The 11,661-nt window shown below is 72.8% G+C and carries 10 protein-coding genes; 4 read left to right on the plus strand and 6 right to left on the minus strand.

Annotated features, from left to right (window positions below; all coding sequences use genetic code 11):
• Positions 1-32: 32 nt before the first annotated feature.
• The 3 genes from QOZ88_RS16675 to QOZ88_RS16685 form a co-directional block, all read right to left on the minus strand.
• A protein-coding gene (locus QOZ88_RS16675; protein WP_305998280.1) for an IS3 family transposase occupies positions 33-1,210 on the minus strand; the annotation gives its coding sequence in 2 pieces (ribosomal slippage) (positions 33-923 and positions 926-1,210; 1,176 coding nt in all).
• A gap of 469 nt (positions 1,211-1,679) precedes the next feature.
• Positions 1,680-2,753: a redox-regulated ATPase YchF gene (gene ychF / locus QOZ88_RS16680; RefSeq protein ID WP_306000850.1), complete on the minus strand. Its 1,074-nt coding sequence runs from the start codon at positions 2,751-2,753 to the stop codon at positions 1,680-1,682.
• A gap of 59 nt (positions 2,754-2,812) precedes the next feature.
• Positions 2,813-3,322, minus strand: a complete 510-nt coding sequence (locus tag QOZ88_RS16685; protein ID WP_306000851.1) for a hypothetical protein — start codon at positions 3,320-3,322, stop codon at positions 2,813-2,815.
• 129 nt (positions 3,323-3,451) lie between these two features.
• Between QOZ88_RS16685 and QOZ88_RS16690 the strand changes: the two genes are divergently transcribed.
• From QOZ88_RS16690 to QOZ88_RS16705, 4 genes are all read left to right on the plus strand, one after another.
• Positions 3,452-5,740 carry an MMPL family transporter gene (locus QOZ88_RS16690; protein ID WP_306000852.1) on the plus strand — a complete coding sequence of 763 codons (2,289 nt, stop codon included), beginning with the start codon at positions 3,452-3,454 and terminating at the stop codon, positions 5,738-5,740.
• A 23-nt stretch (positions 5,741-5,763) separates the two neighbouring features.
• On the plus strand, positions 5,764-6,486 hold the full coding sequence (locus QOZ88_RS16695) for an LmeA family phospholipid-binding protein (RefSeq protein WP_306000853.1): 723 nt from the start codon (positions 5,764-5,766) through the stop codon (positions 6,484-6,486).
• An 85-nt stretch (positions 6,487-6,571) separates the two neighbouring features.
• Complete coding sequence (locus tag QOZ88_RS16700) at positions 6,572-6,982, plus strand: hypothetical protein (protein WP_306000854.1); 411 nt, start codon at positions 6,572-6,574, stop codon at positions 6,980-6,982.
• A gap of 28 nt (positions 6,983-7,010) precedes the next feature.
• Complete coding sequence (locus QOZ88_RS16705) at positions 7,011-8,366, plus strand: sensor domain-containing phosphodiesterase (protein WP_306000855.1); 1,356 nt, start codon at positions 7,011-7,013, stop codon at positions 8,364-8,366.
• 4 nt (positions 8,367-8,370) lie between these two features.
• Here the strand turns inward: QOZ88_RS16705 and QOZ88_RS16710 are convergent, their stop codons facing one another.
• The 3 genes from QOZ88_RS16710 to QOZ88_RS16720 form a co-directional block, all read right to left on the minus strand.
• Positions 8,371-9,630, minus strand: a complete 1,260-nt coding sequence (locus QOZ88_RS16710) for an HNH endonuclease signature motif containing protein (RefSeq protein WP_319946897.1) — start codon at positions 9,628-9,630, stop codon at positions 8,371-8,373.
• Between the two features lie 142 nt (positions 9,631-9,772).
• On the minus strand, positions 9,773-10,405 hold the full coding sequence (locus tag QOZ88_RS16715) for a response regulator transcription factor (RefSeq protein WP_306000856.1): 633 nt from the start codon (positions 10,403-10,405) through the stop codon (positions 9,773-9,775).
• A complete protein-coding gene (locus QOZ88_RS16720; RefSeq protein WP_306000857.1) occupies positions 10,402-11,538 on the minus strand; it encodes a sensor histidine kinase in 1,137 nt (378 codons plus the stop codon). The genes QOZ88_RS16715 and QOZ88_RS16720 overlap by 4 nt, the downstream gene beginning before the upstream one ends.
• Positions 11,539-11,661: the final 123 nt, after the last annotated feature.

Here is an 11,661-nt window from a genome sequence, read left to right on the forward strand (position 1 = left end):
GGGACTGCTGCACGGATCGGTGACAGGTTGGGTCAGGCGGCCTGAGCTGCCGGTGTGTAGATGATGGTCTCGTACTCGATGGGGGTCAGTCGACCGAGGCCGGCTTGCCGACGTCGGCGGTGGTAGGTGCGTTCGATCCAGGTGACGATCTCGATGCGCAACTGCTGGCGGCTGGCCCAGGAGCGGCGGTCGAGCACGTTCTTCTGCAGCAGCGCGAAGAAGGACTCCATGGCGGCGTTGTCCCCGGCTGCACCGACCCTGCCCATTGACCCGGACAGCTGATGCCGGTTGAGGGCCTGGACGAACTTCCGGCTGCGGAACTGCGATCCGCGGTCCGAATGCACGATGCAGCCGGCGACCTCGGCACCGTCGGCGGCCCGCCGGGCGACGGCATTCTCGATCGCGGTCACGGCCAGCCGAGACTTCATCCGTGAGTCGATGGAGTAGCCGACGATCCGGTTGGAGTGCACGTCCTTGACCGCGCACAGATAGAGCTTGCCCTCGGCCGTGCGGTGCTCGGTGATGTCGGTCAACCACAGCTGGTTGGGTCCGGCCGCGGTGAACACCCGCTGGACTTGGTCGTCGTGCACGGGAGGTCCGGGCCGGCCGCTCTTGCCCCGGCGCGGCTTGCCGAACGCGCTCCACCAGCGGTTGGCCGCGCAGATCGCCCACGCGGTGCGTGCGGCCATCGGCTGCCCGCTGGCAGCGGCCTCATCGACGAGGAACCGGTAGCCGAACTCGGGGTCGTCGCGGTGGGCGTCGAACAGCGCGTTGGCCCGGTAGGCCGCGACCAGTTCGCTGGTCGTGACCGGGGCGGCCAGCCACCGGTAGTAGGGCTGGCGGGCGATCTTCAGAACCCGGCACGTCACCGTCACGGGGATCCCGTCGACGGCGAGTTCACGGACGAGCGGGTAGATCATTTTCCCGGCAGGTTCGCCTGGGACAGGTAGGCCGCTGCCCGGCGCAGGACCTCGTTCTCCTGCTCCAGCAGCCGGATCCGCTTGCGGGCCTCACGCAGGTCGACGTTCTCGGCCGCGGTGGTCCCGGGCTTGACGCCCTCGTCGACGTCGGCAGCCTTCATCCAGTTCGTCAGACACGACTCGCTGATCCCGAAGTCAGCCGCGATCTGCTTCAGGTGCTGGCCCGGCTCACGGTTGCGAGCGACGCTCACGACGTCGTCGCGAAACTCCTTGGGGTAGGGCTTGGGCACGGCGAACATCCTTCCAGCGGCGCCTCGCGGCACCACAGATCAGATGTCACCTACTCGTGCAGCAGTCCCTAGCTCTCTAGCCAGGACGGCGCACGTATCGTCGCCGACCTGACGCCGCCCACTGTCGTGGCGCCGCGACTGGGCGCCCCTGAGGTGAACCACATGCCAGGGGCGCGGCAGACAGGTCCGACAACCGGATGGAAGTTCTCGGCCGACTACACCCCCTCGTCCAAGGTCGGTGTTGCCCCGCCCTGTGAACCCGCCTATGTCCGCGAAGTGGCTCGTCACCGAGCCTCGGACACGCCTTGGGGGGGACGACTTGGAGCCCTACGGACACCTGTGGCCCGACGCGGAGGACCGCACCCGGGCCGCCACGGACGGTCTGATATCCGCAGCACTCGACGATATTGCGGACTCTCTGCGGACCGGACGACGCTGACAGGCGTCTGAGCAGCAGGTTTAGCAGCCGTCAGACGTTGAAGCGGAACTCCACGACGTCACCGTCGGCCATCACGTAGTCCTTGCCCTCCATGCGCACCCAGCCCTTGGACTTGGCCTCGGCCATGGAGCCGGCCTCGACCAGCTGGTCGTAGCTGACGATCTCGGCCTTGATGAAGCCCCGCTGGAAGTCGGTGTGGATGACGCCGGCGGCCTGCGGGGCGGTGGCGCCGACCGGGATCGTCCAGGCGCGGGCCTCCTTCGGTCCGGCGGTGAGGTAGGTCTGCAGCCCCAGGGTGCGGAAGCCGACCTTCGCGAGCTGGTCGAGGCCCGGCTCGTTCTGCCCGATCGACTCCAGCAGCTCGGCGGCCTCCTCGGCGGGCAGCTCGATCAGCTCCGACTCGGTCTGCGCGTCGAGGAAGATCGCCTCGGCCGGGGCCACCAGCGCGCGCAGCTCGTCGAGCACGGCGGCGTTGCCGAGCTCGTCGGCGTCGACGTTGAAGACGTAGAGGAACGGCTTGGTCGTGAGCAGTGTCAGCTCGCGCAGCGGCTCGGGGTCCACGCCGGCGGAGAACAGCGTCTTGCCGCTGTCGAGCACCTCCTGCGCGGCGACGGCGGCGTCGTGCAAAGCCTTGCGGTCCTTGTCCTTGCGCGACTCCTTCTCCAGCCGCGGGATCGCCTTCTCCAACGTCTGCATGTCGGCCAGCACGAGCTCGGTGTTGATCGTCTCGATGTCGTCGGCGGGGCTGACCTTGCCCTCGACGTGCACGACGTCGGGGTCGGTGAAGACGCGGATGACCTGGCAGATCGCGTCGCTCTCGCGGATGTTCGCCAGGAACTTGTTGCCCAGCCCCTGGCCCTCGCTGGCGCCGCGCACGATGCCGGCGATGTCGACGAAGGAGACCGTCGCCGGGATGATCTTCTGGCTGCCGAAGATCTCGGCCAGCTTCGCCAGCCGCTCGTCCGGCACGCCCACCACACCGACGTTCGGCTCGATCGTCGCGAACGGGTAGTTCGCCGCGAGGACGTCGTTCTTGGTCAGGGCGTTGAAGAGCGTCGACTTGCCGACGTTGGGCAGGCCGACGATCCCGATGGTGAGACTCACGGGATACCAGCCTACGGCGCCCGCGGCCGGAGTCCCGTGCCCGCCGCGGCCCGCGCCGGTCAGTCGGTCGTGTCGGGGCTCTCGGGTGCGACGGAGCCCGTCGGCGGCGCTGCGCCCGTGGGCACGGCTCCGGACGGGGCCTCCGGCGTCCCGGCCTCCACCTCGCAGGCGTCGATGCTCGTCTGCAGCCGCCGCTGCAGGGGCTGCAGCTCGCGGACGATCTCGTCGAGCCGGGTGGCGTTGAAGTCGGCGATCGCCTCGCCCAGCTCGTCGATGAGCTGGGCGATGTCCTGGGCCGCGTTGACGGCGCGCAGGCAGTCGTCGTCGATCGTCACCTGCCCCGTCGCTCCGCCTTCCTCCCCCGCCCCGCGGTCCGGGAACGCCGGCAGCGCGGCGTCCGGGTTCGTCGGCACCGGCGCCGCCACGAGCACGTTGCCCTCGCTCAGCAACCCGACGAGGACGACGCCCACGACCAGGCCGCCCAGGAAGGCGCCGGCCCGTCCCCACCACCGCAGCACCCGCCGCCACCCCTCCTGGGGCACCGGTGACCTCGTGCCGGGTTCGGTCATGGTCGGACCTCCGCTCGCCGGGCAGGCGCGTCCGCCCCCGGTTACCCTCCGCGTGCGGTGCCAACCGGGGATCGGCCAGGGTGGAGGCCAGGTGCACGGTCGGACGACGTCTCCCCCACCGCCGGCATGATGACCGGCGGTCGGCAGCCCACGCGCGCGGCGGGACCGTTCCGCCTGCTCGCGGCCGCCTACCGCAGCACCGTCGTGAAGGCCCGCTGGTTCGTCGTGCTGGCCTGGATCCTGATCACCGTGTGGGTCTCGGCGGCCCTGCCCACGGCGAGCGGCGGCGGCGGCATCGGCTCGCTGGTCCCGTCCGACAGCCCCGTCGTCCAGGCGCAGGAGCGCAGCCTGCGGCTGTTCCGGCTCCCGGTGCTGTCCGACACCTCGGTGGTGGTGCACGACCCGGGCGGCCTGAGCGTGCTGACGCGCGCCGACGTGGCGCTCTGGGCCCTGTCGTTCACCCAGAACTACCTGGACGGCACCGTGCCCTACGGCCGCGGGAACATCGCCGCCGCCGTCCCGATCCCGACCGGCACCTCCGACACCGCGGTCACCTACCTCTACGTCACGCCGTTCACGTCCCTGTCCCAGACGACGGCGCTCGCCCGCCAGTACGCCGCGCACTTCGAGAACCAGCCCGGCGTGCAGACCTACGTCACCGGCGTCGTCCCGGCCCAGATCCAGCAGGTGTCCTACCTGCAGTCCCGGATCCACGTGTTCGAGGTCGCCACACTGGTCCTCATCGCCGTCGTGGTGGGCCTGGTCTTCCGGTCGGTCGTCGCCCCCTTCGTGGTGCTGTTCACGGCCGGGCTCGGCTACCTGGTCGCCATCCGCAGCCTGGGGGTGCTGGCCGCGGGGTTCGGCTTCTCCCTGCCCGACCAGGTGCAACCGCTGATCGCCGCCCTGCTCATCGGCGTGATCACCGACTACTGCGTGCTGTTCTTCTCCGGGCTGCGCCGGGAGCTCGACCGGGGCCTGCCACGCCTCGAGGCGGCCCGCGCCGCCGTCGCCGTCGAGGGCCCGATCATCGCCGTCGCCGGCATCACGGTCGCGGCGGGGACGGCCGCGCTGCTGGCCGCCGACTACGAGCTGTTCCGTGCCTTCGGGCCCGCCCTGTCGCTCACCGTGGTCATCGGGGTCGTCGTCTCCCTGACCCTCGTGCCGGCACTGCTCGCCATCCTCGGCCGGTGGCTGTTCGTGCCCCGCTCCGCGCGCCCCCGGCGGGAGCCCTCGACCCGCGGTGCCGGTCCGCTGGTCCGGATCGTCGTCAGCCGCCGCGGCGCGGCGGTGGCGGCCTTGCTCGGGACCGCCGTCCTGGTCGTGGCCGCCCTCCCGCTCGGCTCGCTGCGCCTGGACCTGTCGTTCACCGGCGGCCTGCCCAGCGACGACCCCGTCAGCCGCGGCGCCGCCGTGCTCGAGGAGGCCGGCGTCCGCGGCGTGGTGGCGCCCACGGAGATCATCCTCGAGCGACCGGGGATCGCCGAGGACCGTGCCGCGCTGGAGTCCGTGCAGCGCGCGCTCGCCGCCCAGCCCGGCGTCGCCACGGTGCTCGGTCCGGCCCAGAACCCGCTCCCGAACAGCTACGGGGTCGTCTTCTCCCAGGACGGCGACGCCGCGCGCTTCGTCGTCGTCCTGGACAGCGACCCGCTGGCCGCGGGAGCCATCGCCGACCTGCGGCGCCTGGAGGACCGGCTGGACCCGCTGCTCGCGGACGCCGGGCTCGGTGACGCGGAGGTGCTGGTGACCGGTCAGACCGCGATCGCCGCCGAGCTCGCCCAGATCACGCGGGACAACCTCCGGTACACGCTGCTGGCGGCGCTCGTCGTGGAACTGCTGGTGCTCGTCTTCTACCTGCGGGCGCTGGTGGCCCCCATCGCCCTGCTCTTCACCAGCGCCCTGAGCGTCGCCGCGGCCATGGGCCTGACCGTGCTGGTGTTCCAAGGGTGGCTCGACGACCCGGGGTTGACCTTCTACGTGCCCTTCGCCACCGCCGTCCTGCTGCTGGCACTCGGCTCGGACTACAACGTCTTCGCGGTCGGCTCCATCTGGGAGGCCGCGAACCGGTTGCCGCTGAGCAAGGCGATCGCGCTGGCCATGCCCGCCACCGCGCGCGCGATCAGCGCCGCCGGGGTGATCCTCGCGACGACGTTCGCGATGGTGGCGATCATCCCGCTGGACACCTTCCGGCAGATCGCCTTCACGATGAGCGTCGGCCTGCTGATCGACACCTTCCTCGTCCGGCCGGTGCTCACGCCCGCGCTGCTCACGCTCCTCGGCCGATGGTCCAGCTGGCCCAGCCACCGCATCCGCACCGAGGTGGTCTCGCGCGAGGAGCTGCGCGACACCGCCGAGACCGCGGCCCGTTCCCCCAGCGGCCGGCGGGTCGGCGAGCAGACCCTGGAGACCGCCGGGCGATGAGCACCGCGACGCAGAGGTGGACGGTGCGACGGCCGCGACGGTCGACGCTGCTCCTGGCCGCGAGCGTGGCCGTCGGCGTCCTCCTGCTGCTGTGGGGCGCCGACCGGCTGGCCCGCTGGGCGGCGGAGGGCCTGCTGGCGCGCAACGTCCAGCTCGCCACCGGCGTCCTCACCCCGCCGGAGGTGGAGGTGCACGGGGCGTTCTTCCTGCCCCAGCTGGTCGCCGGGCGGTACGAGCGCGTGGAGATCGTCGTCGAGGACCTGCGCGCCGGCCCGTTGCGCATCGAGCGCGTGGAAGCGGAGCTGACCGGCGTCCACGTCCCGTTCCACGACCTGCTCACCCAGGACATCGACACCGTCTACCTGGAGCGGACCCGCGAGGTGGCGACGCTGACCTACGAGGACCTGAACACCTACCTGGAAGCGACGGGGCGTCCGGTGCGCCTGGACGGGCGACCGGACGGGGAGGCGCTGCTGACCGGGTCGGTCGAAATCCTCGGGCGCCGGCTCTCCGCCTCAGCGCGAGCCGTCATCGAGGCCGAGGACGGGGACCTCGCGGTGCAGCCCACGCAGGTGGACACCGCCACCTTCCTGGACGACGCGAGCCGGTTGCTGCTGCGGCAGCGCTTCACCGTCGTCATCCCCATGGACCCGCTCCCGTTCGGCCAGGAGCTGACCGACGTCGACATCGGCGAGGAGCGCATCACCGTCGAGGCCGGGGGCACCGGCGTCCTCCTCAGGCCCTGACGACGATCAAGTGACCCAGGTCACAGTCGCGTGACGTTCCGGCCGCTGCGGCGCGGCGTGGTAGCGACCGACCTAGCCTCGAATCATGGCCACCACACACACGCGAAGGCTCACCCGCGGGGCGCTCGCCGCGGGTGCAGTGCTGCTCTGCCCTCTCGCGGGATGCTCGGGTACCGAGCCGAACACGGGCACGTCCGTCCTCGAGGACACCGGCGCCGCCGCGTCGACGGCGAGCTCGGCCGCGGGCGCCGTCGGCGAGGCCGTCGACTGCTCCGGGACCTCCTGCTCGGTGACGCTCGGCGCGGACTCCGAGTCGGTCGAGATCCTCGGCACCACGGTGTCCTTCGGCGGCGTCCAGGACGGCGAGGCGACCTTCAGCGTGGGCAACCAGGAGGTCTCCTGCACCGAGGGCCAGACCGTCGGGGCCGGTCCCTTGTCGATGGAGTGCACCACGGTGTCCGCCGACAGCGTGACCTTCACCGCCTCCCTGGGCTGACGCCCCCGCGGGCGCCTCCCCCCTCCGGGTGAGGCGCCCGCTCCAGCAGCCGGTCGCATCGGCCGACGACGGAGGTGTGGGCAAGCACCGGACGGACACCGAGCAGCAGATCGCCGACCTCCTGCAGACGGCCAAGAAGTCGCTGCGCCTCTCCGTGGCGTTCCTGTCGCGGCTGGACGGCACCAGCCAGCACCTCGAGGTGGTCGAGTCGTCGGTGCCCTTCCTGTTCCAGGAGGGCGTCACCCAGGCGCAGGAGACGACGCTGTGCCAGGCGGTCCTGGACCGCAAACTGCCCGCGGTGATCCCGAACCTCAAGGACTTCCCCGAGGCGATGAAGCTGCCGGCCGCGCGCATGCCGCGGATCCGCAGCTTCGTCTCGGTGCCGGTGACGCTGTCCGACGGCACCCTCTACGGCACCTTCTGCGCCGCGGGGCTGACCTCCGACAAGGACCTCAGCAAGCGCGACCAGGCGCTCATGGACGTCCTCGCGTCCGCCGCCTCGGTGATCATCGAGCCGCAGGTCAAGGAGGAGCACCGGCGCACGGACATCGAGCGACGACTCCTCCCCCTCGTGGCCGCCGGCGGACCGGTCGTCGCGCTGCAGCCGATCGTCGACCTCGCCACCGGGGCCCGAGTGGGCTCGGAGGCGCTGAGCCGGTTCCCCGGCGAGTGGCAGAAGACCCCCGACGTCGTGTTCGAGGAGGCGCACAGCATCGGCCTCGGTGACGAGCTCGAGCTCCTCGCCCTGCGCCGCGCCGCCGACCTCCTGCACGGCAGCGAGGGCTACGTCGCGATGAACGTCTCCCCCGGCACACTCCTGACGCCGGAGTGCGCCGCGCTCCTCGCGGAACTGCCCCTGCACCGCATCCTGCTGGAACTCTCCGAGCACGACCCGGTCGAGGACTACGACGCCCTCGCCGCGACCCTCGCCCCCTTCCGGGCGGCGGGCCTGCGCCTGGCCATCGACGACGTCGGCGCCGGCTTCTCCTCGCTCCGGCACATCGTCGTCACCTCGCCCGACGTCATCAAGATCGACCGCAGCATCGTCAGCGGCCTGGACACCGATCCGGTGCGCACCGTGCTGGTGCGCTCCCTGGTGGACTTCGCCGGCGGGCTGCAGGCTCGCGTCGTCGCCGAGGGCATCGAGACGGCGACGGAGGCCGACGCGCTGCGCTCCCTCGGGGTCGACTACGGCCAGGGCTGGCACTTCGGGCGGCCGGCCGTGCCCGAGGCGCAGCCGCCGGCTGCCGTGCAGCCAGGAGCCGTGCAGCCGGATGCCAGGCAGCCGGATGGCAGGCAGCCGGACTGTGGCGAGCCGGCGCGCGCCGGCGGCGTTCCCCGACCCCGGTCGGAACGCCCGCACGTGGCTGCCGACCGGGCGTGACCGGTCAGCCCGCCCGGGATCGCTCGGGTTCTTCGGTGATGCGAGGGAGGATGAGGATCTCGGTGCCGTCGGGGCGGTAGGTGTGCCATCGGCCGTCGGCGTCGCGGACGATGGTGAAGCCGTGGTGGATCTTGGTGTGGTGGCGTTCGCACAGCAGCGCGCAGTTTCCGAGGTTGGTCTGGCCGCCGTCGATCCAGTGGACGAGGTGGTGGACGTCGCACCAGTGGGCGGGGGCGTGGCAGCCGGTGAACACGCAGCCGCGGTCGCGGGCCTCCAGGGCGCGGCGCAGCGGGGGTGGGGAGACCCGTTGGCGGCGGCCGTAGTCCAGGACTTCGCCGTCGGGGCCGATGACGATGCGGCTGATGCCGCCGTCGCAGGCCAGCCAGCGGGCGCGGGCGGCGGAGATGATGGTGCCGAAGCCGGTCTGGGCGGCGCCGGGGCCGGCCGCGGCCGGGTCGATGAGATCCTCGAGGTCCACTCGGACCACGACGTGTGGTTTGTGGGTGCGCAGGATCGGCAGACCGCCGGCGGCCAGGGCGTTGTCGGCCAGTTGGACGAGGGCGTCGGCGGACTGCTGGGCGCGGGTGCGCAGGTCCCCGGCGGGCCGGGAGGCCTGCACGATGGATTCCACGGCGGTCTGGAACTTCTCCCCGCCCACGGCGTCGAGTTGGCCGCGGAAGGACAGCGACCCGTCGGCGTGCTTGACGAAGGTCAGCGACCGGCCCTCGGTGGGGTCGGGTTCGGGCCCGTCGGGGTCCAGCCGGGCCAGGTAGTGCTTCATGACCTGGCGCAGCTCCTCGTGCGGCCGGGTGGCGGCGACCTCGGCCAGGGCGGCATCGACGCCGGCCAGGTCGACCTCCTGGGCTGCGGCGGCGGCCAGCTTGCCCGGTGCGGCCACCGGGGCGATCACCGCCAGCGCCTCGGCGGGCACCGCCCCGGTCGCGGCCGCCGCGGCGACCGCGGGCAGGGCCTCCAGGGCGCGCCCGGCGGCGACCAGCCGCTTGGCGGCGGGGTCCGGCAGCCGGGCGTGCCCGCGCAGCCAGGAGGCCATCGTCTTCTGCCCGTCGTGCTCAGCGGCGCCGGTCAACTCGCCCTGGCGGACGGTGCGGGCGACCTCGGCGGTCAGCCGGTTACCGGCCACCAGCAGGAGGCCCAGCCGGTCGATCAGCTGCGGCCCGAACGCAGCCGTCAGGTCCTGGGCGGCCAGGTCGTCCAACGCGGCGGCCAACCGGGCGATCGCATCGGCCGCACCTATCGAACACATGTGCGAATACTACCGCTGATCGACGACAGTCGCACCACGAATCCCCAGCTCAGTGGGCTGTCCACAGATGCAGACACGGCCTTGACACCGGCCCTGGTCAACGCCCCAGGAGTGGCAACGGGCCGCGCCCGACGCCGCCCCGTCAGCGCCCCAGGGGCGGCAGCAGGCCACGCTCGACGGCGACCAGCACCGCCCGCGTCCGGTCGTCCACGCCGAGCTTCGCGAACACCCGCAGCAGGTGGGTCTTCACCGTCGCCTCGCCGATGAACAGTTCCCGCCCGATCTCGGCGTTGGTCAGCCCGCGCGCCACCCCGCGGAGCACCTCCAGCTCGCGCGCGGTGGGCGCGTCGGCCGCCGGCGCCCGCATCCGCGACACCAGCCGCGCCGCGACCGGGGGCGCGAGCACGGTCTCCCCGCGCGCCGCCGCCCGGACGGCGTCCGCGAGCTGGGGCAGCGGGACGTCCTTGAGCAGGTAACCGGTCGCTCCGGCCTCGACCGCCCGCACGATGTCGGCGTCGGTGTCGTAGGTGGTCAGCACGAGCACGCGGACGCCGGGGTGCGACGCGGCCAGCTTCTCCGTCGCCGTCGCGCCGTCCATCCGTGGCATGCGCAGGTCCATGAGGACGACGTCCGGCGTCGTCCCCGCGACCACGGCCAACGCCTCGAGACCGTCACCCGCCTCCCCCACCACCGAGAGGTCGTCCTGCGCGTCCAGCCACCCGACCAGTCCCCCGCGGACGACGGGGTGGTCATCCACCACCACGACGCGGATCACGGGCCGGGCACCCGCACCGTCACCCGCGTGCCGGCACCCGGCGAGGACGCCACGTCCAACTCACCGCCCACCGAGACCACCCGCCCGCGCAACCCGTCGAGCCCCGACCCCCGGGCGTGCGCGGGGTCGAAGCCCACGCCGTCGTCCTCCACGTGCACCGACACGTGGCGAGCGTCCCCCTCCCCCACGGCGGAGATCCGGATCGCCACGCTGCTGGCGTCGGCGTGCCGGCGCACGTTGGTCAGCGCCTCCTGCGCGCCGCGGAGCAGCACGACCTCCTCGTCGCGGCGCAGCGCGACCCCGCCGTCCAGCGCGGAGGTGTCCACCCGCACCGCCAGCCCGGTCTCCCGGCCGAACCGCTCGGCGAGCCGGGCCAGCGCCTCGACCAGCGTCGAGCCCTCCAGCGCGACCGGCGCGAAGGCGGCGACCACGGCCCGCGCCTCCTGGAGGTTGTCCCGGGCCACCTCCTCGATGAGCGCCAGCCGGTCGCGTGCGGCGTCGGCGCCCTCCGGCAGCTGCGCGGCCGCGGTCTGCGCCAGGACGACGATGCTCGTGTAGCCCTGCGCCAGGGTGTCGTGCACCTCGCGGGCCAGCCGCTCCCGCTCGGCCAGCACCCCGCGCTCGCGCTCCGCGGTGGCCAGCTCCGCGCGGGTGCGCTCCAGCGCGCGGATCAGCAGGGCGCGCTGCCGGCTCTGCTCGAGCACCTGGAAGATCCAGAACCCCATCGCGAGGCTGAACGTCAGGCCGACCAGCGTCTGGGCGGGGCCGGACAGCGGCTCGTCGCCGCGCGTCCACGACACGAAGGGTCCGACGGTGCTGGCCGTGGCGAGCGCGAGCGTCCAGAGAACCCCGCGGGTGACGGTCTCGGAGAGGAACCACACCTGCGCGTAGCCGAGGAAGAGCAGGAACAGCAGCGAGGGCTCGAACCAGGCCAGCACGCCGAAGACCAGCACCAGCACCGCGAGGTAGGCGCTGGCGCGGCGCTCGTCGCGGGTGACCAGCGCCGGGGCGCCGAGGAGGGCGTAGGCCGCGGCCAGCACACCCAGCGGGACCAACAGCACGGCCAGCGGCGCCTCGAACGGCGAGAGCGCGATGGTCACCACGGCGATGGTCACCAGCAGCGCGAACACCACGTGCAGGCCGAGGACGGTGAGCCGCCATCCGCGTTCGGACAGCGGCGGGGGGGGGGGGGGGGCCCCCGGGGGGGGGGGGGCCCCGGGGCCGGGGGGGGGGGGGGGGGGGCCCCCCGCCCCCCC

Source organism: Blastococcus carthaginiensis (genome assembly GCF_030731085.1).
Lineage (GTDB): Bacteria > Actinomycetota > Actinomycetes > Mycobacteriales > Geodermatophilaceae > Blastococcus > Blastococcus carthaginiensis.

Bases quoted from the DNA above. Each gene is read 5' to 3' on its own strand.
- QOZ88_RS16700 (WP_306000854.1), top strand. From the start codon at position 6,572: ATGGCCACCACACACACGCGAAGGCTCACCCGCGGGGCGCTCGCCGCG.
- QOZ88_RS16710 (WP_319946897.1), bottom strand. From the start codon at position 9,630: ATGTGTTCGATAGGTGCGGCCGATGCGATCGCCCGGTTGGCCGCCGCG.
- QOZ88_RS16690 (WP_306000852.1), top strand. From the start codon at position 3,452: ATGACCGGCGGTCGGCAGCCCACGCGCGCGGCGGGACCGTTCCGCCTG.
- QOZ88_RS16685 (WP_306000851.1), bottom strand. From the start codon at position 3,322: ATGACCGAACCCGGCACGAGGTCACCGGTGCCCCAGGAGGGGTGGCGG.